Annotated in this window: 26 protein-coding genes; 11 read left to right on the forward strand and 15 right to left on the reverse strand. The window is 68.9% G+C overall.

The features are described 5' to 3' along the window. Positions 1-4 precede the first annotated feature (4 nt). Entirely contained in the window at positions 5-448 is a 444-nt protein-coding gene (gene mscL / locus EOJ32_RS03665; protein ID WP_045980951.1) for a large conductance mechanosensitive channel protein MscL, read from the forward strand. Positions 449-451: 3 nt separating this feature from the next. Here the strand turns inward: mscL and ald are convergent, their stop codons facing one another. Further along, the gene (gene ald, locus EOJ32_RS03670; protein WP_127897740.1) at positions 452-1,570 is read right to left on the reverse strand and encodes an alanine dehydrogenase; all 1,119 of its coding nucleotides are present in this window, start codon (positions 1,568-1,570) and stop codon (positions 452-454) included. Positions 1,571-1,704: 134 nt separating this feature from the next. Here ald and EOJ32_RS03675 point away from each other — a divergent pair, with 134 nt between their 5' ends. Next, a complete protein-coding gene (locus tag EOJ32_RS03675; protein ID WP_046000877.1) occupies positions 1,705-2,166 on the forward strand; it encodes an Lrp/AsnC family transcriptional regulator in 462 nt (153 codons plus the stop codon). 69 nt (positions 2,167-2,235) lie between these two features. Next, on the forward strand, positions 2,236-2,985 hold the full coding sequence (locus EOJ32_RS20240; RefSeq protein ID WP_205963174.1) for a hypothetical protein: 750 nt from the start codon (positions 2,236-2,238) through the stop codon (positions 2,983-2,985). Positions 2,986-3,071: 86 nt separating this feature from the next. On the opposite strand, the gene rpsU is transcribed toward EOJ32_RS20240, so the two are convergent. Then, entirely contained in the window at positions 3,072-3,278 is a 207-nt protein-coding gene (rpsU, locus tag EOJ32_RS03685) for a 30S ribosomal protein S21 (RefSeq protein ID WP_081994671.1), read from the reverse strand. Positions 3,279-3,370: 92 nt separating this feature from the next. On the opposite strand from rpsU, the gene EOJ32_RS03690 reads away from it, so the two are divergent. Further along, positions 3,371-4,024: a COQ9 family protein gene (locus EOJ32_RS03690; RefSeq protein ID WP_127897741.1), complete on the forward strand. Its 654-nt coding sequence runs from the start codon at positions 3,371-3,373 to the stop codon at positions 4,022-4,024. A 10-nt stretch (positions 4,025-4,034) separates the two neighbouring features. Continuing rightward, positions 4,035-5,021 carry an NAD(P)H-quinone oxidoreductase gene (locus tag EOJ32_RS03695; protein ID WP_045980946.1) on the forward strand — a complete coding sequence of 329 codons (987 nt, stop codon included), beginning with the start codon at positions 4,035-4,037 and terminating at the stop codon, positions 5,019-5,021. On the opposite strand, the gene EOJ32_RS03700 is transcribed toward EOJ32_RS03695, so the two are convergent. Next, complete coding sequence (locus tag EOJ32_RS03700; protein WP_127897742.1) at positions 5,018-5,653, reverse strand: ribonuclease T2; 636 nt, start codon at positions 5,651-5,653, stop codon at positions 5,018-5,020. The two genes, EOJ32_RS03695 and EOJ32_RS03700, sit on opposite strands and share 4 nt — an antisense overlap. A gap of 187 nt (positions 5,654-5,840) precedes the next feature. Between EOJ32_RS03700 and EOJ32_RS03705 the strand changes: the two genes are divergently transcribed. Next, positions 5,841-6,602, forward strand: coding sequence for a DUF1013 domain-containing protein (locus tag EOJ32_RS03705; protein ID WP_045980944.1), 762 nt, complete (start codon positions 5,841-5,843; stop codon positions 6,600-6,602). Positions 6,603-6,750: 148 nt separating this feature from the next. Here the strand turns inward: EOJ32_RS03705 and EOJ32_RS03710 are convergent, their stop codons facing one another. The 5 genes from EOJ32_RS03710 to EOJ32_RS03730 form a co-directional block, all read right to left on the reverse strand. Further along, entirely contained in the window at positions 6,751-7,005 is a 255-nt protein-coding gene (locus EOJ32_RS03710) for a GlsB/YeaQ/YmgE family stress response membrane protein (protein ID WP_198143153.1), read from the reverse strand. Between the two features lie 99 nt (positions 7,006-7,104). Then, complete coding sequence (locus EOJ32_RS03715) at positions 7,105-8,574, reverse strand: NAD-dependent succinate-semialdehyde dehydrogenase (protein WP_127897743.1); 1,470 nt, start codon at positions 8,572-8,574, stop codon at positions 7,105-7,107. A gap of 211 nt (positions 8,575-8,785) precedes the next feature. Next, complete coding sequence (locus EOJ32_RS03720) at positions 8,786-9,775, reverse strand: P1 family peptidase (protein WP_127897744.1); 990 nt, start codon at positions 9,773-9,775, stop codon at positions 8,786-8,788. Further along, positions 9,772-11,430, reverse strand: coding sequence for a thiamine pyrophosphate-binding protein (locus EOJ32_RS03725; protein WP_127897745.1), 1,659 nt, complete (start codon positions 11,428-11,430; stop codon positions 9,772-9,774). Before EOJ32_RS03725 ends, EOJ32_RS03720 begins: the two co-directional genes overlap by 4 nt. A gap of 3 nt (positions 11,431-11,433) precedes the next feature. Then, entirely contained in the window at positions 11,434-11,871 is a 438-nt protein-coding gene (locus EOJ32_RS03730) for an ion channel (protein WP_046000753.1), read from the reverse strand. Positions 11,872-11,960: 89 nt separating this feature from the next. On the opposite strand from EOJ32_RS03730, the gene smpB reads away from it, so the two are divergent. From smpB to EOJ32_RS03745, 3 genes are all read left to right on the forward strand, one after another. Continuing rightward, on the forward strand, positions 11,961-12,434 hold the full coding sequence (smpB, locus tag EOJ32_RS03735) for an SsrA-binding protein SmpB (protein WP_045980939.1): 474 nt from the start codon (positions 11,961-11,963) through the stop codon (positions 12,432-12,434). A gap of 61 nt (positions 12,435-12,495) precedes the next feature. Further along, positions 12,496-13,347: a 3-mercaptopyruvate sulfurtransferase gene (gene sseA / locus EOJ32_RS03740; RefSeq protein WP_127897746.1), complete on the forward strand. Its 852-nt coding sequence runs from the start codon at positions 12,496-12,498 to the stop codon at positions 13,345-13,347. Then, entirely contained in the window at positions 13,347-14,528 is a 1,182-nt protein-coding gene (locus tag EOJ32_RS03745) for an amino acid aminotransferase (RefSeq protein ID WP_127897747.1), read from the forward strand. The genes sseA and EOJ32_RS03745 overlap by 1 nt, the downstream gene beginning before the upstream one ends. An 18-nt stretch (positions 14,529-14,546) precedes the next feature. On the opposite strand, the gene EOJ32_RS03750 is transcribed toward EOJ32_RS03745, so the two are convergent. The 3 genes from EOJ32_RS03750 to ubiA all read right to left on the reverse strand — a co-directional run bounded on the left by EOJ32_RS03750 (position 14,547) and on the right by ubiA (position 18,035). Then, a complete protein-coding gene (locus tag EOJ32_RS03750) occupies positions 14,547-14,876 on the reverse strand; it encodes a hypothetical protein (protein WP_045980936.1) in 330 nt (109 codons plus the stop codon). Further along, positions 14,873-17,035 (reverse strand): OmpA family protein, encoded by a 2,163-nt coding sequence (locus EOJ32_RS03755; protein ID WP_127897748.1) that lies wholly within the window; start codon positions 17,033-17,035, stop codon positions 14,873-14,875. Before EOJ32_RS03755 ends, EOJ32_RS03750 begins: the two co-directional genes overlap by 4 nt. Positions 17,036-17,096: 61 nt before the next feature. Continuing rightward, the gene (gene ubiA / locus EOJ32_RS03760; RefSeq protein WP_164871390.1) at positions 17,097-18,035 is read right to left on the reverse strand and encodes a 4-hydroxybenzoate octaprenyltransferase; all 939 of its coding nucleotides are present in this window, start codon (positions 18,033-18,035) and stop codon (positions 17,097-17,099) included. 15 nt (positions 18,036-18,050) lie between these two features. On the opposite strand from ubiA, the gene EOJ32_RS03765 reads away from it, so the two are divergent. Then, entirely contained in the window at positions 18,051-18,770 is a 720-nt protein-coding gene (locus EOJ32_RS03765; RefSeq protein WP_127897750.1) for a 16S rRNA (uracil(1498)-N(3))-methyltransferase, read from the forward strand. 191 nt (positions 18,771-18,961) lie between these two features. Beyond that, entirely contained in the window at positions 18,962-19,156 is a 195-nt protein-coding gene (locus EOJ32_RS03770; RefSeq protein ID WP_042250734.1) for a DUF1127 domain-containing protein, read from the forward strand. An 83-nt stretch (positions 19,157-19,239) separates the two neighbouring features. Here the strand turns inward: EOJ32_RS03770 and EOJ32_RS03775 are convergent, their stop codons facing one another. From EOJ32_RS03775 to EOJ32_RS03790, 4 genes are read right to left on the reverse strand one after another with little or no spacing between them, the layout of a single operon-like run. Continuing rightward, a complete protein-coding gene (locus tag EOJ32_RS03775) occupies positions 19,240-20,109 on the reverse strand; it encodes a 50S ribosomal protein L11 methyltransferase (RefSeq protein ID WP_127897751.1) in 870 nt (289 codons plus the stop codon). Next, positions 20,109-20,684 carry a peptide-methionine (S)-S-oxide reductase MsrA gene (gene msrA, locus EOJ32_RS03780; protein WP_084697183.1) on the reverse strand — a complete coding sequence of 192 codons (576 nt, stop codon included), beginning with the start codon at positions 20,682-20,684 and terminating at the stop codon, positions 20,109-20,111. Before msrA ends, EOJ32_RS03775 begins: the two co-directional genes overlap by 1 nt. A 51-nt stretch (positions 20,685-20,735) precedes the next feature. Next, on the reverse strand, positions 20,736-21,647 hold the full coding sequence (locus EOJ32_RS03785) for a tyrosine recombinase XerC (protein WP_127897752.1): 912 nt from the start codon (positions 21,645-21,647) through the stop codon (positions 20,736-20,738). Then, the gene (locus tag EOJ32_RS03790) at positions 21,644-22,324 is read right to left on the reverse strand and encodes a DUF484 family protein (protein WP_045980932.1); all 681 of its coding nucleotides are present in this window, start codon (positions 22,322-22,324) and stop codon (positions 21,644-21,646) included. The genes EOJ32_RS03785 and EOJ32_RS03790 overlap by 4 nt, the downstream gene beginning before the upstream one ends. Between the last annotated feature and the right edge of the window lie 22 nt (positions 22,325-22,346).

The raw sequence follows: 22,346 nt of genomic DNA on the forward strand, positions 1-22,346 counted from the left end.
TGTCATGATTCAGGAATTCAAGACTTTCATTGCCCGCGGCAACGTCATCGACCTTGCCGTGGGCATCATCATCGGCGCGGCCTTCACGGGCATCGTCAATTCGCTGGTCGTCGACCTGATCAACCCGATCCTGGGGTTGATGACCGGCGGGATCGATTTCACCGACAAGTACGTCGTTCTGTCCGGTAACGTGGCCGACGGGGCCAGTCTGGCCGCCGCCCGCGATTCCGGGGCGGCGATCTTTGCCTATGGCGCCTTCGCGATGGCGGTGTTGAACTTCCTGATCGTGGCCTGGGCGGTGTTCCTGCTGGTCAAGGGCGTGAACCGCCTGCAGCGCGCCGCGATGCGCAAGGAGGAGGCCAAGGAGACCCCCCCGGCCGGCCCCACCCAGGAAGAGCTGCTGGCGCAGATCCGCGACCTGCTGGCCGACCGCGCCAGCCCCGCCTGACGCCTACAGCCCCAGCACCGATGCCGGGGTGACGGCATCCAGGCCCAGGGCCTCGCCCACCGGGGGCGAGGTCAGCTGGCCCTCGTGGACCGACAGCCCGGCGCGCAGATGCGCGTCATCGGTCAGCGCGCGGCGCCAGCCCTTGTCGGCCAGGGCCAGCAGATGCGGCATGGTCACGTTGCCAAGCGCCTGCGTGCTGGTGCGGGCCACCGCGCCCGGCATGTTCGCCACGCAGTAATGCACGATTCCGTCGACGTCATAGATGGGGTCCTGGTGCGTGGTGGCGCGCGACGTCTCGAAGCAACCGCCCTGATCGATCGCCACGTCGACCAGAACCGCGCCCTGCGGCATGGTCGACAGCTGGTCGCGGCTGATCAGCTTGGGCGCGGCGGCGCCGGGGATCAGGATCGCGCCGATCACCATGTCGGCCGTGCGGATCGCCTCGGCCGTGGCCGCGGCGCTGGCGAACTGGGTGGTCAGGCGGCCCATGAAGATGTCGTCCAGATAGGACAGGCGCGGCACCGACCGGTCCATGACCGTCACGTTGGCCCCCATGCCGACCGCCACGCGCGCCGCCGCGGTGCCCACCACGCCGCCGCCGATCACCACGACATTCGCAGGCCGCACGCCGGGCACGCCGCCCATCAGCATGCCGCGGCCGCCATTGGCCTTTTGCAGCGCCCATGCGCCGACCTGCGGGGCCAGGCGACCGGCGACCTCGGACATCGGGGCCAGCAGGGGCAGGCCGCCGCGCGCGTCGGTCACCGTCTCGTAGGCGATGGCGGTCACGCCGCTGTCCAGCAGGTCGCGGGTCTGGTCCGGATCGGGCGCCAGGTGGAGATAGGTGAACAGGATCTGGCCACGGGCCAGCATCTTGCGTTCGGCGGCCTGCGGCTCCTTGACCTTGATGATCAGTTCGGCATCGGCGAACACCGTTGCCGCGTCGGGGGCGATCGTGGCGCCGGCATCGACGTAGTCCTGGTCCGCGAACCCCGCGCCCAGGCCCGCGCCGGACTGGACCAGCACGTCATGGCCGCGCAGCGCGGCCTCGGCGGCGGCGGCGGGGGTCAGGCCGACGCGGAATTCCTGCGGCTTGATTTCGGTGGGGCATCCGATCTTCATGGTCTCTCCTCCCAGAGCTGTGGTCCGATGATGCCCCGTCCGGCCCGCAAGGTGCTGCGAACATTCCCCCGACAGGCGGATGATCGGCGAAGAAACCGCTGGCATCGGGACTGGTCTTGGAAGATTCTGCCGGCATGGCCGATCTTGACGCAATAGACCGACGAATCCTGTCCCTGCTTCAGACCGAGGGACGAATCAGCAATGCCGAGCTGGCGCTGCGGGTGCATCTGTCCCCGTCGGCCTGCCACAGGCGCGTTCAGCGGCTGGAGGAGGCCGGTGTCATCTCGGGCTATGTCGCGCTTCTGGATGCGCGCGCCCTGCGCCGCCAGACGACGGTCTTCGTCGAGATCACCCTGTCGGGTCAGGCGGACGAGGTCCTGGACGCCTTCGAACGCGGCGTGCGCACCATCCCGGACGTGCTGGAATGCCACCTGATGGCAGGCACGGCCGACTATCTGCTGAAGATCGTGGTCGAGGATACGGACGACTTCGCCCGCATCCATCGTCAGCACCTGTCGCGCCTGCCGGGAGTTGCCCAGATGCATTCCAGCTTTGCCCTGCGCACGGTGTTCCGGACGACTGCGATTCCCGTCTGATCGGCGGTCAGGGAACCCTGCGGGCCCGGATGCGCGTTATGCCGCCAGACAGACAACAGGAGACGCACGATGCTGAAGACTCCGTTCAAGGCCCTGCTGGTCGGCGGCCAGATCGCCGCAGCCAGCCTGATGGCCACGACCGCGATCGCACAGACCACCGTGATCGAGACCCCCGAATCGACCGTCATCGTCCCCGATGACGCGCTAGAGGAATCGCCGTCCGGTGGCTTCGTCTCGGAAAGCGACTATCCGCGGCTGGAAAGCCTGGAGAATTATGAGGCCATCGCCGACACCCTGTCCGACCAGGGCTATTCCGACATCTACATCCAGCGCGAGGGACCCATCCTGACGGTGACCGCACAGCGCGCCGGCGTGCCGACCGAACTGGTCTACAGCACCGCCAACGGGCGGCTCGTCTCGGTGAACGGTGTAGAGACGCGTGCCGACCCCGAGACATCCTCGGCAGGCGATGATTCCGGCGCGGCGCCCGTCGGCACGGCAGGCGCCGTGGACGGCGGCGCGACCGATGACGGATCGACCGAAGATGGCGCCACAGATGATGGTACCGGTGATGACGGCATGGGTGGCGGGACCGGTGATGACGGTGCCGCGGATGGCGGTTCGGACAATGGCGCCGACGGCGGCGCATCCGACGGCGGCGCGTCTGATGGCGGCACGTCTGATGGCGGCACGGACGGTGGATCCGACGGCGGTGATTCGGATGGCGGTTCGGACGGTGGTTCCGACGGCGGATCGGACAGCGGTTCCGATGGTGGATCAGACGGCGGTTCGGATGGCGGCTCGGACAGCAACGGCTGATCGCATCCCGGATCGACCCAGCACGAAAGAAAACCCCCGCGGCATGGCGCCGCGGGGGTTTTCAAATGACACAAGATCGCGTCGTCTTACAGCGCGCCTTCGCGCTGTGCCTTTTTACGGGCCAGCTTGCGGGCGCGGCGAACGGCCTCGGCCTTTTCACGGGCTTTCTTGACCGACGGCTTCTCGAAATGCTGCTTGAGCTTCATTTCGCGGAAGACACCTTCGCGCTGAAGTTTCTTCTTCAGAGCACGGAGCGCCTGTTCGACGTTGTTGTCGCGAACATTGACCTGCATGTGGTTGTCACCACCTTCCTAGGTTAGAGTTGATAGATTGCAGGAAGCGTCCCCCTAACAGGGGCGGGCGCAAATGTCCAGACGAGGTATGCATGACCAACACCGACCGAGACGCGCTGCTGGATGCCGCACTGATCCATGTCCCCTTCGAGGGGATGAACGAACGGGCGCTGGCCGCCGGCGCACGCGACATCGGCATGGATGCGGCCCTGATCCGGGTGCATTTCCCGCAGGGCGGTGCCGGGCTGGCCGCCGCCTATCACCGCCGCGCCGACCGGACGCTGCGCGAGACGCTGGCCGCCACCCCGCTTGAGGGACGGTTCCGCGACCGCGTGGCCCAGGCCGTGTGGCGGCGGCTGGAACTGTCGGACCCCGAACTGGTGCGCGCCGGTGCCGCGACGCTGGCCCTGCCGCAGAACGCGGGTCTTGCCGCGCGGCTGGTCTGGGAGACCTCGGACGTGATCTGGACCGCCTTGGGCGACCGGTCGCAGGACGTGAACTGGTATTCGAAACGCGCGACGCTGACGGCGGTGATCTCGGCCACGGTGCTGTTCTGGCTGGGCGACGAGTCCGAAGGTCGCGCCGACACCCGCGCCTTCATCGACCGCCGCATCGACGGCGTGATGTCGGTCGAGACGGTCAAGGCGCGCCTGCGCAGCCTGCCCGGCGCGTCCAAGCTGGCCGACGCCGCCCTGGGCTGGATCCGCGCGCCCCGCGACCGGGCGCTGCCCGGCAAGACCCGATAAGGACGACCGCATGTTTCCCGACCAGATGACCGCCATCGAGATCGCAGGCCCCGGCGCCGCCGATCAGCTGCGCGCCACGACCCGGCCCGTGCCGGTGCCCTGCCATGACCAGATCCTGATCAAGATCGCCTATGCCGGCGTGAACCGCCCCGACGTGCTGCAGCGATCGGGCAGCTATGCCCCGCCGCCGGGCGCGTCCGACCTGCCCGGGCTGGAGGCCTCGGGAGAGATCGTGGGCCTTGGCGCGGGTGTCACGCGCTGGCGCAAGGGCGAACAGGTCTGCGCGCTGCTGCCCGGCGGCGGATATGCGGAATACGCGGTGTGCCACGCCGATCACGCGCTGCGCATTCCCAAGGGACTGTCGTTGCGCGACGGGGCATGCCTGCCCGAAACCGCCTTCACCGTCTGGTCGAATGTCGTCCAGCGCGGTGGGCTGACCGGGGGCGACCGCTTTCTGGTCCATGGCGGAACCTCCGGCATCGGCATGATGGCCATCCAGATCGCCCACGCCCTGGGCGCGCGCGTCTTTGCCACCGCAGGCAGCGACGACAAATGCGCGGCCATCACCGCGCTTGGCGCCACCGCCATCAATTATCGCAGCCAGGATTTCACCAAGGTGCTGGCCGAGGCGGGTGGTGCGGACCTGATCCTGGACATGGTCGGGGGCAGCTACATCCCCCGCAACATCAAGACGCTGGCACAGGACGGGCGGCTGGTGATGATCGCCTTTCTGGAAGGCCCCAAGGTCGAGCTGAACTTTGCCCAGATCATGGTGAACCGCCTGACCATCACCGGGTCCACCCTGCGCCCGCAATCCGACGTCGCAAAGGCCGAGATCGCCGACCAGATCCGCAAGCGGCTGTGGCCGATGATCGCCGCCGGGTCGGTCGCCGTCACTATCGACAGCGAGTTCGCGCTGGCCGACGCGGCCGATGCCCATCGCCGGATGGAAAGCAGCGACCATATCGGCAAGATCGTCCTGAAGGTCGCGGGCTAGCGCACGGCCTCGATCAGCAGGCGGGGCGCGTCGCAGTCGCGGCGCGCGTCGGGCGCACAGGTCCGGGGTTCCAGGTCCCGGGTCAGGCAGATCCGCACCTCGGTCAGGGCGCCGTCGCGGCAGGCGATGGTGACGCCGTCGGCATCCAGGTCGGGATTGGCCTCCAGGAAGGCTTCCTCGATCACCGCGGGCGGGGCCGCGACGTCGCGGGCCAGATCATCCAGCACCGGCGGGATGACGATGCCCTCTGCCGCCTGCCGGGTCGCATCGTAATAGCCCGCGGCAGACAGCCCGCTGCAGCGGCCGTGCTTTTTCCACTGATACCACGCCAGCCCGCCGGACCCCATCACGTCGGCCATCGCGGCGCTTTCGCGGCGCGACGGGTCGCGTTCGGGCGTCGTGCAGTCCTGCGGCCAGCCGCGTTCGTATTGCGGCCACAGTCCGTGGACCGAAAAATCGCGTGCCGTGCCGTCGCGGCATTCGGGGGCGTCGCGGTCGTCGCCCGTCGTGCTGCACCAGGTCGGCTGCCAGGACAGCGCCAGCACGTAATAATCGAACCGCCCCGCGACGTCGCGGGCGGCAAGGGGCAGGGGGGGCAGCAGGACCGCGAGGGTCAGGAACAGGATGCGCATCCTGCGACAATAGCGACGCCCGCGCCGGCATGCACCGGCAAACGTGCGAATCCTCTTTTCCCCGGCATCCGGAATCGGTATATGACCTGCCAATTCCCCCCGAAAACGAGGAATGGCGCAAGCCGAAGCCGTTTTTCCGGCCCTCGCCCCCATGTTCGGGACCAAGAGACACGCGAAGGAGACTGACATGAGCAAGCCGCTGATGGCCAAGGCCACCGCCGTCTGGCTGGTCGACAACACGACGCTCAGCTTCAAGCAGATCGGCGATTTCTGCGGTCTGCACGAGCTTGAGGTTCAGGGCATCGCCGATGGCGACGTGGCCGCGGGCGTCAAGGGCTATGACCCCGTCGCCTCGAACCAGCTGGACCCCGAGGAGATCAAGCGCGCCGAGGCGAGCCCGATCTATCGCATGCGCCTGAAGCACAACCCCGCCGCCGACGGCGAGGAAAAGCGCCGCGGGCCGCGCTATACGCCGCTGTCCAAGCGGCAGGACCGTCCCGCGGCGATCCTGTGGCTGGTCAAGTTCCACCCGGAACTGGCCGATGCGCAGATCGCCAAGCTGGTCGGCACGACCAAGCCCACGATCGCGTCGATCCGCGAGCGGACGCACTGGAACAGCCAGAACATCCAGCCGATCGACCCGGTCGCCCTGGGCCTGTGCCGGCAGACCGAACTGGACGCGGCTGTCCAGAAGGCCGCCAAGAAGAAGGCCGCCGAAGGTGGCGTGATGACCGACGACGAGCGTCGCAAGCTGGTCAGCACCGAGACATCGCTGTCCATGTCCGAGGAGCCGCGCCTGCCCAGCGCGATCGCCGGGCTGGAGAACTTCAGCCTGTCGCGCGACGAGGACAAGCCCGAGCGGGAGCTGGACAAGGACACGTTCTTCAACCTGCCCGACACGGATGACGAGGGTGACGACGAGGACGATCACGGCAAGTCGCGCCGCTGATTGGTACCGCAGAGGATGAAAAAGGCCGGGCAATCGCCCGGCCTTTTGTCTTGGGATGGACACGCAGCTGCCCGCCCGCAACAACGATCGCATGAAAAAGGCCGCGCCGGGTTTCCCCGACACGGCCCTTTCTGCAAACGCCTGAGTGTCAGGCGCGGCCGCGCACCGCACGTGCGATGGCGATCAGGATACATGCACCCACGAAGCCTGCCAGCAGATAGGCGAAGCTGAAGCTTGCACCGGCCGCATAGAGGCCCAGAAGCGAGCCGAAGATGAAGTTGAACAGCACCGCGCCCACGATGCCCAGGATGATGTTCATCAGGAGGCCCATGTTGGACTTCATGAACTTTTCAGCAAGCCAACCGGCAATGCCCCCGACGATGATAGCTGCAAGCCAGCCCATGCCATTCTCCTTGATTGTCCCGGCCGACCCTGACGGTCGGCGCCTTCTGTGAGCGCAACGTGGCCTCCGGCCCCCGGTTCCAAGACGTCTTCGAAAATGTCAGACCGAGAGGCAGATATACTTCATCTCCAGATAGTCCTCCAATCCGTGATGGCTGCCCTCGCGGCCCAGGCCGGACTGCTTGACGCCACCGAAGGGTGCCACCTCGGTCGAGATGATGCCGGTGTTCACGCCGACAATACCGTATTCCAGCGACTCCTGGACGCGGGTGACGCGGCCGATGTCGCGGGCATAGAAATAGGCGGCCAGACCGAAGATGGTATCGTTGGCGGCGGCAACCGCCTGATCCTCGGTGTCGAAGCGGAACAGCGGCGCCAGCGGGCCGAAGGTCTCCTCGGTCGCGACCTTCATGTCGCGGGTGACACCGGTGACGATGGTCGGCTCGAAGAACAGGCCGTCCTTGCGCTTGCCGCCGGTCAGGACCTGGCCTCCGCCCTGGGTGATGTCACGGATATGCTCCTCGACCTTGTCGACGGCCTTCTGATTGATCAGCGGGCCGGTGGTGGTCCCCTCAGTCAGCCCATCGCCCACGCGCAGCTTCTCGACCGCGGCCTTCAGCTTGTCGGCAAAGGCGTCATAGACCCCGGCCTGGACATAGATGCGGTTGGCACAGACGCAGGTCTGGCCGTTGTTGCGGAACTTGGACGCCATGGCACCCTCGACCGCGGCGTCCAGATCGGCATCGTCGAAAACGATGAAGGGCGCGTTGCCGCCCAGCTCCATGCTGCATTTCATCACCTGGTCGGCGGCCTGGCGCAGCAGCACGCGACCCACCTCGGTCGAACCGGTGAATGTCAGCTTACGGACCAGGTGGTTCTCGCAGAACTCCCTGCCGATGTCGCTGGCGCGCGACGAAGGGACGACCGACAGGATGCCCTTGGGCAGGCCCGCCCGTTCGCCCAGCACTGCCATGGCCAGCGCCGACAGGGGCGTCTCGGCTGCGGGCCGCGCGACGAAGCCGCAGCCGACGGCCAGCGCGGGCCCCGCCTTGCGCGCGATCATCGCGTTCGGAAAGTTCCAGGGCGTGATCGAGCCGACGACCCCGATGGGCTGGCGGATGACGCTGATGCGCTTGTCGGCCTGGTGGCCGGGGATGGTCTCGCCATAGACGCGCTTGGCCTCCTCTCCGAACCATTCGATGAAGCTGGCGCCATAGGCGATCTCGCCCTTGGCCTCGGCCAGGGGCTTGCCCTGTTCGGCGGTCAGGATGGTGCCCAGGTCGTCCTGGTTGGCCATCATCAGGTCGAACCACTTGCGCATGACCTGGGCGCGGTCCTTGGCCGTGCGCGCGGCCCAGTCCTTCATCGCCGCCGCGGCGGCGTCGATGGCGCGGGCGGTCTCGGCCCGGCCCAGATCGGCCACATGGGCGATGACGTCGCCGCGGGCGGGGTTGGTGACCTCGAACGTGGCGCCGTCATCGGCGTCGACCCATTCGCCGCCCACGAACGCACGGGTTTCCAACAGCGAGGGGTCGCGAAGAAGGCTTTTCAGATCGGTCGGCTTGGTCATGGCGTCCTCGGGGTGCATTTCGGTTGCGGCATGTGAACATGCCCGGCGCGGCAAAGTCAAAGCCGCCGCGGGGCCGGTCGGTGCCGACGATGACGGAAACGTGAAGCGGGCGTCGCAACCGGGGGCGGGGTTCGGCGTTCGGCCTGCAATCGCTAAGCTGTCCCTCTTGGCGATCTCTCGGGGGCGGTGCGCTGGTCGCGCCGCCCTTTTCCTATCCGAACCGCTGTTGCCAGCTGGGTTGCAGGTCACCCGGCTGCGCCCTGGCGCTGTGCACGCCATGCGCCACGGCACGCGCCAGCACGCAGGCCCCCGCATGGCCCAGGACGAACGCATCGCCGACGGCGTCCGCCAGGGGTCGTGCGCCCGTGGACACTGCAAAGACCAGATCGCCGTCCAGCGGCGTGTGGCTGGGCACCAGGGCGCGGGCCAGGCCGTCATGCGCGGCGGTCGCCATGCGCTGAAGCCCGGCCTTGTCCAGCACGGCATCGGTCGCGACGATGGCGATGGTCGTGGCCTCGCCAAGGCGCTTGGCCGGGGCGGGTTCATGGGCGGCGGGAAAGCGCGCGGGCAGGCCCAGGCCACCGAATTCGGCCTCCAGCTCCCACGGGGCTGCCCAGAAGTGGCGGCTGTCGCCCACGGTCGCCTGCCCAAGCGCGTTCACCACGACCAGCGCGCCGACGGTGGCCCCACCCTGCAGCACCGCGGATGCCGACCCGACCCCGCCCTTCAGCGTACCGGTCAGCGCACCGGTGCCCGCGCCCACCGACCCCATCGCGCAGTCCGCCCCCGCCGCGGTCCAGGCCGCGGCGCCAAGCGCGGGATAGGGGTTGGCGTCCCACCCCTTGTCGCCGCCGTTCAGCAGGTCGAACACGATCGCACCCGGCACGATCGGCACCCGCGCGGGGCCCACGGCAAAGCCGCGCCCCGCCCGGTGCAGCGCCGCCATCACCCCGTCGCAGGCCGCAAGGCCGAAGGCCGACCCGCCTGCCAGCACCAGCGCATCGACCCCGCTCACCAGCTTGTCGGGCGCCAGCAGGTCGGTTTCCCGCGTCCCGGGCGCGCCGCCCATCACGTGGACACTGGCCGCAAATGGCGCATCTGCGGTCAGCACGGTGACACCGGACCGCAGGGCGTCGTCCTGGGCATGGCCCACGCGCAGCCCGGCCACGTCGGTGATCCGGTTGCGCGGGCCGGGGATCATGCCCGCGCCCTGAGCGCCGCGTCGCGCGTCTGGGTCAGGGTCGCGCCGGGGGTCAGCGCCTCGGGGTCCAGCCGCAATTCGATCACGGACAGGCGGCCAGACAGGCGGGCGCGTTCAAAGGCGGGGGCGAAATCCTCGTCCCGCTCGACCAGCTCGCCATGGCCGCCATAGGCGCGGACCACGTCGGGCAGGTCGGGATTGAACAGGTCGGTGCCCGACACGCGTCCCGGATAGTGGCGCTCCTGATGCATCCGGATCGTGCCATAGCGGCCGTTGTTGGCCACGATGACGATGGGCGTTGCGCCGTACTGGGCAGCGGTCGACAGCTCGTTCACGGTCATCTGCAGGCAGCCGTCCCCAGCCAGGCAGACGACGGTCCGGTCGGGATGGGTCAGGCTGGCGGCGATGGCCGCGGGCAGGCCGTATCCCATCGACCCCGACGTGGGCGCCAGCTGCGTGCCGTGGCAGCGCCAGCGGTAATAGCGGTGCAGGAAGCTGGCATAGTTCCCCGCGCCGTTGGTGACGATCGCGTTAGCCGGAAGGTTCTGCGCCAGCCAGCCCACCACCTGTTCCAGCCGCAGCGCGCCGGGCGTGGGGCGCGGGGTCTGCCAGTCGTCATAGGACGCGCGCAGCCGGGCCCGCCAATCGGACCAGCGCGTCGTGGGGGCGGGCAGGTCGGCCAGCGCGGCCACCACGCGGCGTGGATCGGCGACCAGGCCCGGATCGGCCCGCCACAGCGTGCCCAACTGGTCGGGGTCGGGATGGACCATGATCACGCGGGCATGGGGACGCACCGGGTCCATCGCGCTGTAGCCCCCGGTCAGCGTGTCCCCCAGGCGCGAGCCAAGCGACAGGATCACGTCCGCCTCGCGCAGCGCCGCGGCCAGCGCGGGGTTCATGCCGACGCCCAGGTCGCCCACGTAATGGGGCAGACGGTTGTCCATGCGGTCCTGGCGGCGGAAGGGCACGGCCACAGGCAGATCCCAGGCCGCGGCAAAGCGGGCCAGGTCCTCGGCCGCGTCCTGCGACCACTGGCTGCCGCCAGCGACGACAAGCGGACGCCGTGCCGTCGCCAGGGCGTCGGCCACGGCCTCTACCGATTGCGGCGCGACATAAGACAGCGGGGCCGGGGCGGGGGCCAGGTCGGGAATGTCGGCCTGGGCGGACAGCATGTCCTCTGGCAGGGCCAGGACCACGGGACCGGGTCGGCCCGACATCGCCACGTGAAAGGCGCGGGCCGCGTATTCGGCGATGCGGTCGGTCGCGTCGATCTGGGCCACCCATTTCGCCAAGGGCGCGAACATGGCGCGGTAATCGACCTCCTGAAAGGCCTCGCGGTCCTGGTCGCCGCGCGCGATCTGGCCCACGAACAGGATCATGGGGGTGCTGTCCTGGCGGGCGACATGCACGCCGGCGCTGGCGTTCGTGGCCCCCGGTCCGCGGGTGACGAAGGCCACGCCGGGCCTGCCGGTCAGCTTGCCGGTGGCCTCGGCCATCATGGCCGCGCCGCCTTCGTGGCGGCAGACGATGTTGCGGATGCCGCTGTCCACCAGCCCGTCCAGGGCCGCCAGGAAGCTTTCGCCCGGAACCGAGAACACCCGCGTGACGCCGTTGGCGCGCAGCGCCTGCACCAAGATCTGACCGCCATGCCGCATCGGCTACCCTTCCGTGAATTCGATCTGGCGCACGCGGACATGGCGCAACGCCTCGACCATGAATGCCGTCATCAGGCCAAAGTGCAACAGCCCGTTGGCCGCCGCCAGCCCGCCCAGGATGCGCCAGTCCTGGGGCATCAGCACATCGCCATAGCCAAGTGTCGTGAAGGTGACCAAGGTGAAGTACATCGCCTCCTCGAAGGTGGCGAAGACGCCCATCTGGTGGAACGCCACCGCCCACAGCCAGACCGACGCCGTGACCATCGCCAGCACCGCCAGGCTGGTCGCGACGATCACCAAAGCCAGCTTGGGCCGATGGGGCGCGCGGGCCAGCCAGCGGGCGTTGCGGGAGAATGCCGTCTCCAGCGCCCAGATGGCCAAGGCGGCCATCAGAACGCTGATCACCATCAGCACCGATCCGAACGCGATCTGACCCAGCATGTCCCCCCCGCGACAGACCTAGCGCAGGGCACGGCCATCGCGCAACGCATGCCTTTACAGATGCACCCGCCGCGCCTATCTGACCTGCCATGGCCAAGGATGACGACAGCAAGAACTACAAGGTGATCGCCGAGAACCGGCGGGCCCGGTACGACTATGCCATCGAGAGCGATCTCGAGGTGGGGATCATGCTGACCGGGTCCGAGGTCAAGTCCCTGCGCGTGGGCCAGTCGAACATCGCCGAAAGCTATGCCTCGGTCGAGGGCGGAGAGCTGTGGCTGATCAACGGCTATATCGCGGCCCTGTCGCGGGCCGGCGTCTTCGGCCACGAGGAGCGGCGCCGCCGCAAGCTGCTTGTGAAATCGCGCGAGCTGGCCCGCCTGTGGCAGGCCACCGCGCGCGAGGGGATGACGCTGGTTCCGCTGGTGATGTATTTCAACCACCGCGGCATCGTGAAGCTGAAGATCGCCGTCGCCAAGGGCAAGAAGAACCACGACAAGCGCGAAACCAGCGCCGCCCGCGACTGGAATCGTCAAAAAGCGCGCCTGCTGAAGCAGGGATAGGCCATTGCAGCCCTGGCCCCCGGCCTGTAGATCGGGGCGGCACAAGCCAAGGGGGACGGCGATGGACGATCCGAAGACACTGGTCTCGACCGACTGGCTGGCGGCGCATCTGTCCGATCCCGACCTGCGCATCATCGACGCCAGCTGGCACATGCCCGCCACGGGCCGCGACGCACGGGCCGAATACGAGGCGGGCCACATCCCTGCCGCGCGCTTCTTCGACATCGACGCGATCAGCGACAAGCGCTCCGCCCTGCCGCACATGGCCCCCCCGCCCGAGATGTTCATCAGCCGCCTGCGCGCGATGGGCGTGGGCGACGGGCATCAGGTGGTCATCTATGACAATTCCGACGTGCGCAGCGCCTTTCGCGTCTGGTGGACCTTCCGCCTGATGGGCAAGACCGACGTGGCCGTGCTGGACGGCGGCCTGCCGAAATGGCGCGCCGAGGGCCGCCCGCTGGAGGACATGCCCCCCGTCATGCGCGACCGCCACATCACCGTCCAGCGCCAGGCGGGCCTGGTGCGCGACGTGACCCAGGTGGCCGCGGCCAGCAAGCTGGGCGACCCGCAGATCGTCGATGCGCGCAGCCCCGAACGCTTTCGCGGCGATCAGCCCGAACCCCGCGCGGGCCTGCGCGCGGGCCATATCCCGGGCTCGCGCAACCTGCCCTTCGGTCGCCTGTTCAACGCCGACGGCACGATGATCGCGCCCGACGCGATCCGCGCGGCCTTTGCCGAGGCGGGCATCGACCTGTCCAAGCCGGTCATCACCACCTGCGGCAGCGGCGTGACGGCGGCGGTGCTGTCCTTCGCGCTGGAGCGGGCGGGCCATCGCGACCATTCGCTTTACGACGGCAGCTGGACCGAATGGGGCAGCTTCGCCGACCTGAACATCGCAACCGGAGACGCCTGATGCTGACCGACCTGAAAGCCCAAAGCCCCGACAAGATCCTGATGCTGATCGAGGAGTTCAAGGCCGACACCCGACAGGGCAAGATCGACCTGGGCGTGGGCGTCTACAAGGACCCGCAGGGCGTCACCCCGGTCATGCGCGCCGTGAAGGAGGCCGAACAGCGCATCTGGGAGACGCAGACCACCAAGGCCTATACCGGACTGGCGGGCGAACCCGATTATCGCAACGCGCTGGCCACGATGGTGCTGGGCGATCTGCCCGCCGACCGTCTGGCCTCGGTCGCCTCCGTGGGCGGCACGGGTGCCATCCGTCAGGCGCTGGAACTGGCGCGGCTGGCCAATCCGGGTGTGCGCGTGTTCGTGTCGAACCCGACCTGGCCGAACCACCTGTCGATCATGGCGTTCATGGGCCTGCCCTATACCGAATACCGCTATTTCGACGCGGAAACCCGTGGTGTCGATTTCGAGGGCATGAAGGCCGACATCGCGCAGGCGGGCAAGGGCGACGTCGTCCTGCTGCACGGCTGCTGCCACAATCCGACCGGGGCGAACCTGACCCTGGAGCAATGGTCCGAGGTCGTGGCGATCCTGCAGAAATCGGGCGCGATCCCGCTGATCGACCTGGCCTATCAGGGCTTTGGTGACGGGCTGGACGCGGATGCCGAGGCCACGCGCCTTGTCGCCCGCAGCCTGCCAGAGGTGCTGATCGCGGCGTCGTGTTCCAAGAACTTCGGCATCTACCGGGAACGCACCGGCATCCTGATCGCGCTGGCCGACACCACCAAGGGCCGCGATCTGGCGCAGGGGTCAATGGCCTTCCTGAACCGCCAGAACTTCTCGTTCCCGCCGGATCATGGCGCGCGCATCGTCAGCACCATCCTGATGGACGACGCGCTGCGCGCCGATTGGGCGGCGGAACTGGAGGAGGTCCGCAACACCATGCTGGGCCTGCGCGACCAGCTGGCGGCCGAACTGCGCGATCTGTCGGGCAGCGACCGGTTCGACTTCATCCGCCATCACCGCGGCATGTTCTCGCGCCTTGGCGCGACGCCCGAACAGGTGCAGCGCCTGAAGACCGATGCGGCCATCTACATGGTGGGCGATTCGCGCCTGAACATCGCGGGTCTGAACCGCGACACGGTGCCGGTCCTGGCCCGCGCCATCATCGACGCCGGCATCTGATCCAGGCGGACTGGCGCGTCAGCGACGCGCCAGTGCCTGCTCGATGTAGTCGCGCAGGTCCTCGACCTCGTTGCGGCTGTCGCGCAGGCCGTCCATCGCATCGCGCAATTCGGCCTGCGTGCCCGCCAGGCGGGTGGTCAGCGCCGCCTCGCGTTCGGCCAGGGCGGCCACGGCCTCGTCGCGCTCCTCCTCGACCTCGTGCAGCTGCTGGGCCATGCGGTCCAGCTCGGACATGTCGGCACGGGCAGGGCGGGCGACGCGATGGACCAGCCAGCTGGCGATCCAGCCCAGCACGAAGGCCCCGAACAGAATCAGGGCGGTCACGGCTATGAATTCGGATCTGTTCATTCGTCTGTCGCTTCGTCTTGCGCGCCTGCCTGCTCTGCGACGCTGTCGGGACGCGGGCCGGGGCGGGGGGTGTCGTCATCGGGCGTCAGCACGGGCACCCTAAGGTTTTCCTCGCGTTCGTCCAGCGTCTGGAACTGTTCCGCGACGCCCACGGTCATCGGCACCATCCCGGACGCGGCACGGCTGTGGGGCAGTTGCGGGCCCTGCATCTGCGCCGCCTGGTCGGGCAGCTGCGGCCCCTGCATCGGCGGCAGGCGCGGGCCTTGGGTCAGATCCTCGGCGGGGTCCGGGTCGACCTCGGCGCCGGTGACGCCGGCGATGGTGACCGGGGCGGGGATGGTGTCGGCATCCAGAGGGTGCGGCGACAGCAGGCGGAACTCGATCCGGCGGTTGATCTCGCGGCCTTCCTCGGTCTGGTTGGTGGCGACGGGGCGGCTTTCGCCATAGCCGCGGGCCGACATGTTCGCCACGCTGATCCCGGCATCGGCCATCGCCGAGACGACGGCCTGCGCGCGCGACCGCGACAGTTCGGCGTTGAACGCCTCCGAACCCTGAGAGTCGGTATGGCCGCCGGCCTCGATCTGAAAATCGCTGCAATCGGCCATGGCGCGGACGAACCGCTCCATCGTCGGCACCGGATCGCCGGCGATAGACGAGCGGCTGGGTTCAAAGCCGATCTCGCTCTCGGACATGATGATGTTCAGGCGCGCGACGCATTCCTCTCCGTCGGGCAGGCCCAGGGCCTCGTCCATGCGGCGGTCATAGCTGATCGCCAGGCGATAGCGCGCGCCCGGGCCAAGCCGTTCCGACAGCAGCGCCGCGGCCCGGTCGCTGGCGCGCGGATCGCCCGACACGCCCGTCAGCTCGATCATGTCGGGGGTCACGCGGACCTGGCCCGCGTGCAGCGCGCCCATCGCCTCCAGTCCCGCGATCACGCGGACGGTCCAGCCGCCGGGAACCGACGGATCGGTCCGCAGACCGCTTTGCGCCACGTCAAAGCGTGACCGCGCAAAGCTGTCCACGGCCTGCTGCATCTGCGCATCCGCGATGCGTCCGCGCATCGACAGGCTGCCCGAGGGCGGCAACGTGGCCTGGAATTCGATGGGCGCGGCCTGGGCGGCCGCCTTTTCATGCTGGGCCTGCAGCCGATAGGTTGGGGGCAGCGCCTGTTCCAGGCGGCCGGCGACCTGGTCGAACCGCTGGCGCGTCACCGATGCAGGCACCACCAGCGCCACGTCCGCATCCGACAGCGTCACCTGGCCCTGGCCCAGTTGCCCCACGGCGGCGATGGCGGCGGCGGCGGCCTCGGCCCAGTCGTCGGACGGGGCACCCAGGCCCAGGGTGCAGGTCGGCACCCGCTGCATGCCGGCATCGCGTGCCGCCTGCACGATCCGGTCGCGGCCCGCATCGTCGCTGGCCGCGCAGGCGTCGAAGCGGCCGCCGCCATCATCCATCACGAACCGCAGCGTGAAGGGCGCGATCACCGGACGCGGCGCGGTGATCTGCAGGTCCAGCGCGACCTGCGGCGGTGCGGCCCGGCGCAGCGCCTGTTCCAGCCGACCCTGATCCTCGCGGTCGGCGGCCAACGCCGCCACCTGCACCTGTCCCGGCGCGATCGAGATCTTGGCCTGCGCGGTCATCTGGGCGGCCTGCAGCCCGAAGCGCAGCGCCTCGGTCCAGCCGTCGGGGACGGGGTGGTCTGCGGCTTCCAGCAGGTCGGTCACCTGCTGGCCCGCCGGGCGCAGTCCGCGCAGGATCGCGTCGCGGTCGGTGGCGGCGGGAACCAGCCCGATCAGCGACAGCCCCTGTTCGCCCTTCAGCAGCTCGACCTTGAAATCGGGGGGGGTCATCGCCTCGACCGAGGCGACGGTCATCTCGTCCAGGATGCGCGTGGCGTCGACGGCGGTGCCGGCCTGAGTCACCGCACGGAACCGCTCGACCTCGGACGGGGCGGTGCCGGTCAGGCGAACGCGCAGCCCGTCGGTCGCCACCTGCGCCCAGTCATGGCCCGCGGCCTGCAGCGCCTGCGTCACGTCGCGCGCGGCGCGATCTTCGACGAAGGTCGCTGCGGCCTCGGCCCCCATCCAGGACAATCCGCCCGCGCCGGCCAACACGATGATGGTGGCCAGGGATGTCGAAAGGCGGCGGCGTCGGGCCATCGGAAAAACCTTGTGCTGTTGCAAGCGTGCAACGTCTAGCGACGGGGGGGCGGTGGCGCAATCATGCCAGCCCCGCAATGGCAAGAAACAGCGCAAGAATCAGCCCCGCATCGCGGTTCGACCGGAACAGACGCAGGCAGACAGCGCCCTGATCCGGCTGGAAATTCCGCAGCTGCCACGTCAGGTGCAGCCCCAAGGCCAGCACTCCGGCCCAACCCATCAACAGATTGCGACCCGTCAGTGCGACGGCCACGGCCAGAACCGCCACCGTCACCAGCGCAAAGCCTGCCAGAATCGCGGGGCTGCGGTCACCGAACAGCCGGGCTGTGGATTTCACCCCGATCAGCGCGTCGTCATCGGCATCCTGATGGGCATAGATGGTGTCATAGAAGATCGTCCAGGCGATCGCGCCCAGCCAGGCCACCACCGGCGCCGGATCGACCCGGCCCATATGCGCGGCATAGGCCAGCATGACGCCCCAGTTGAAGGCAAAGCCCAGGAACAGCTGCGGCCACCAGGTGAAACGCTTGGCAAAGGGATAGATCGCCACCAGCGCCAGCGACGCGACCCCCATCCACACCGCCGCCCGTCCCAGCGTCAGCAGGATCACCAGTCCGACCAACCCCTGCGCCCCCAGCCACAGATAGGCGCCGCGCAGGCTGACCTGCCCCGAGGGCAGGGGCCGCGACCGGGTCCGCGCCACCTGCGCATCGATGTCGCGGTCGGTGATGTCGTTCCAGGTGCAGCCCGCGCCGCGCATGACGAAGGCGCCGATGGCGCAGGCCAGCGCGATCCACAGATCGAAAAGCCGCGGCCCGTCCGCCATCATCGCAAGCCCGATCCCCCACCAGCAGGGCAGCAGCAGCAGCCATGTCCCGATGGGGCGGTCCGCCCGGCTGAGCCGCAGCCAGGGCCGCGTGCGCACCGGCGCAAAGCGGTCCACCCAGTTGTCCGGGGGCGCGTCAAAGACGGCGTCTGGCCTTTCTGTCCGGCTTTGCATAGCGTCGCGCCCATCATGGCTAAGATCAGACTGTTCATAGATCACCCGTTGGTTGCAGGACAACCCGTTCCCGTGGACGGCGCGCAGGCGCATTACCTGTCGGGCGTCATGCGCCTGCGGCAGGGCGACGCGGTGTCGGTCTTCAACGGGCGCGACGGCGAATGGCAGGCGACCCTGCTGGATGCCGGCAAGCGCGGCGGCAGCCTGTCGGTGGTCGCGCAGACCGCGATCCAACAGGACCCGCCGGACCTGTGGCTGATCTTCGCGCCCATCAAGAAGGCCCGCACCGACTTCATCGTCGAGAAGGCGGCCGAGATGGGCGCGGCGCGCATCATGCCCGTGCAGACCGACCACACCAATTCCGACCGCATCCGCCAGGATCGCCTGCAGGCGCACGCGATCGAGGCCGCGGAACAATGCGGCGGCACCTTCGTGCCCCCGGTGGCCGACCTGGCCCCGCTGTCGCGCGTGCTGGACGGGTGGGACCCGGCGCGGCGCATCCTGTGGGCGGACGAATCCCGCGCCGGGCCGGCCGCGACGCTGGCCGGGCTGCCGCAGGGCCCTTGGGCCATCCTGATCGGCCCCGAGGGCGGGTTTTCCGCCACCGAACGCGCGCGGCTGGCGCGCCTGCCCTTCGTCACGCCGGTCAGCCTGGGGCCGCGAATCCTGCGCGCCGACACGGCGGCGGTGGCCGCGCTGGCGCTGTGGCAATCGGCCCTGGGCGACTGGCGTTAACCAACAGGCAGACGAAAGGGTTCGATTTGCGTCCCTTCGTGACCTTTTTGCGACAGAAACACGCCCACCTGTTGCGAAAAGCGCATAGCGGGGTTGCCGGTTTTGCGGCTACCGTTCGTGGGCTGCCGAAACTATCTCCTGTCTATCCGAAATGTGCCCGCTGACCGGGCAAAGTGAAAACAGGTGAACTGATGTCGACGATCGAAACGAACCGCAGCGTGGCTGTCGGAGGCGTGGGCAACGTCGTGGCGCAAATCACGTCGCTGATCGCGTCCTGGCGGGAAACCCGCATGACGCGTCGCGAACTGGGCCGCCTGTCGGACCGCGAGCTGGACGATATCGGTCTGTGCCGCGGCGACATCGAGCGGGTTGCGCGCGGCTTCTAAGGCTTGCTGCCACAATTGACGAACGAACCCCCGAAAGCGGAATGCTCGCGGGGGTTTTTTCATGTCCGGATGGTGGCGTGGGGTCAGCCCCGGATCATCACCAGCGTGGTCCAGTCGCCCATGTCGTCGCGCCGGTCGGGGGCAAAGCCCACGACCTGATACGCGGCGGTGACCTCATCCGCCTGGGTGGTCAAAATGCCCGACATCACGATGCGGCCGTCCTTGGCGACATGGCGCGCCATGTCGGGCGCCAGATCGATGAGCGGCTGCTTGAGGATGTTGGCCAGCACCAGGTCATAGGGCGCCGCACGTTCCAGCATCGGGTGGTCGAACCCCGCCGCCTCGACGCATTCCACACGACCGTCTAGGCCGTTGGCGATCACGTTGGCGGCGGCGGTGTCGACGGCAACCGGGTCGATGTCGCTGGCCAAGACCGTGACGTGCCACAGCCGTGCCGCGGCCATCGCCAAGACCGCCGTGCCGCAGCCGATATCGGCAATGCGCGTCGCCTTGAACCCGTCGGTGGCCAGGCGGTCAAGCGCCTCAAGGCAGCCCTTGGTGGTGTTGTGGTGCCCGGTGCCGAAGGCCATCGCGGCCTCGATCCACAGCGCTTCGACACCTTCAGGGATCTGGTCGACATCGTGGCTGCCATGCACGAAGAACCGGCCCGCGCGGACGGGGGTCAGTTCGCGTTTGACATGGGCGACCCAATCGACATCGGGCAGTTCGGACACCGCAAAGGGCTGCGCGCCATAGGCGGCCGCCAGGATCGCCAGCGCGATCTCGTCAGGGGCTTCGGTGAAATAGGCGCCCACCTCCCACCGTTCGCTGCCGTCCTCGATCTCGAAGACGCCGGTGCCGACGGGTTCGGGGGTCAGGTCCTCGCAGGCAAGCGCCAGGTCTTCGGCGGCTTCGCGGCCGGGCAGGTGGGTCAGCGCGGTATAGGTGGCCATCAGATCGGATCCGGGTTGGGGATGCTGGCCTGTACGCCGGTGCCCTTCAGGCCGCAATAACCGTCGGGGTTCTTTTCCAGATATTGCTGATGCGCCTCGTGCGCGGGCCAGAAGGGGCCGGCGGGGACGATCTGCGTGGTGATCTTGTCCATGCCCTGCACGGCCAGACGATTGTCATAGTCGATCTTGGACGCCTCGGCCGCCGATTCCTGCAGGTCTGTGAAGGTCATGATCAGGCTGCGATACTGGTTGCCCACGTCGTTGCCCTGCCGGTCCCCCTGCGTGGGGTCGTGGTTTTCCCAGAACAGCTGCAGCAGGTGATCATAGCTGATCAGCGAGCTGTCATAGATCACGCGCACGACCTCGGCATGGCCGGTGTCGCCGCGCTTGACCTGGTCATAGGTGGGGTTCTGGACGTCGCCGCCGGCAAAGCCGACCTCGGTCAGCCAGACGCCGTTCTGCTTCCAGAACAGCCGCTCCACCCCCCAATAGCAGCCCATGCCGAAGATCGCCTGGTCATAGCCGGCGGGCGGGGTGGCCCCCAGGGGGCGGTGAAAGATGGCGTGATCGGTCATCGGGGCCTCGTTGGTGGATGATGGGGCAAACGCCTGCGGGCGCGCCGGGGTTCAACCGCGCGGGTGCGCGGCGCGATAGACGGCCATCAGCCGCGCGTCGTCCACCCCGGTATAGACCTGGGTGGTCGACAGGCTGGCATGGCCCAAAAGTTCCTGGATGGTGCGCAGATCGCCACCCGCGGACAGAAGATGCGTGGCAAAGCTGTGGCGCAGGGCATGGGGCGTCGCGCTGGCCGGCAGGCCGATGGCCGCGCGGGCCTGGCGCATCGCGCCCTCGACCGCGCTGGCGGTCAGGCGGCCGCCGCGGATGCCGCGAAACAGCGGCGCGTCGGTGCGGTGTCCCCAGGGGCACAGGCGCAGATAGGCCGCGATCGCGTCGCGGGCCACCGGCAGGACCGGCACCTGCCGTTCGCGCCCGCCCTTGCCGCGGATGATCAGCCCTTCCGGAAAGGGCCAGTCCGCCCCCTCCAGCGCCAGCGCCTCGGAGATGCGCAGCCCCGACCCCCACAGCAGGGTCAGCACCGCCAGGTCGCGCGCGCCCACCCAGGGGGTTGCGTGATCGGCCACGCGGTCCAGCGTGTCCTGGGCCTGCAGGGGGGTCAACGGGCGCGGCAGGCTGCGGCTGTATTTCGGGCTGCGGGTCGACAGGGCGGCGGACAGGTCCAGCCCCTCGCGGTCCGAGATCCAGCGCAGGAACGACCGCACCCCGGACATGCGCCGCGCCAGCGACCGCGCGCCCAGACCCCGGCCGCGTTCGGACGCCGCGAATGCGCGCATGTCGGCCTGGCGCAGGCGGGCGAGGGCCGCGGGGGGGACGGGTTCGCCCCAATGGGCCGCGATGAACTGCAGGAACGCGACCAGATCGGCGCGATAGGCGGTCACCGTATGGTCGGACCGGTCGCGGGCCGCGGCCTCGGTCTCCAGCCAGCGGTGCAGGGCGTCGGCCGTGGCCGGGGCCATCATCCGGGCAACCGGGCCAGCAGGGCCATGCGGAACACCTGGCCGAAGAACCGCAACAGGTCCGTGCCATGCGCGGGCATGAACCGCGTCGGATCGCTGCTGCCCATCAGCAGCACCGTGCGCGGTCGCGCCGGACCCAGGTCCAGCGGCAGCAACGCCTCGGACGCGATGGTGCGGCCATGCAGGGGGCGGGTCACCACCAGGGCCGCGCGCAACACGATGTCGTCGCCACGCGGCGCTCGCCGCCCGGCGGTCAGGATGCGGTCGATGGTGCCGTGGGGGACCGCCACCGCATCGCGCGGCAGGTCCAGGGCGGGATCGTCCTCGACCACCAGGCGCAGCGTCTCGATGCGCAGCAGGGGGGCGATGTCGGTCTGCAGGGCGGCGATGAAGTCGGCCAGGTCGGCCGTCTCCAAGAGGCCCAGGACGGCACGGTGGATTACCGCCATGCCGGACTGGTTGTCATAGGCGGCGGCGATCACGCTTTCATGCGTGGATTCCAGCCGGTCCAGCCGGGTCTCCAGCGCCTGCATCGCGCGGCCGCGGATGTCGATGACATTGTCGCCGACCTCGGCCTCGCGTGCGGCGACCAGGGCCCGCATCAGGTCCCGGTCGGCCAGGATCGCGCCCGGATCGGCCAGCAGCCGGTCGCGGGTTTCAGGGTCCAGCGCGTCGGTCATGCGGGTCTCTCCGGGGGGCGCG

The sequence above is a fragment of the Paracoccus sp. Arc7-R13 genome, from assembly GCF_004010775.1.
Taxonomy (GTDB): Bacteria; Pseudomonadota; Alphaproteobacteria; order Rhodobacterales; family Rhodobacteraceae; genus Paracoccus; species Paracoccus marcusii.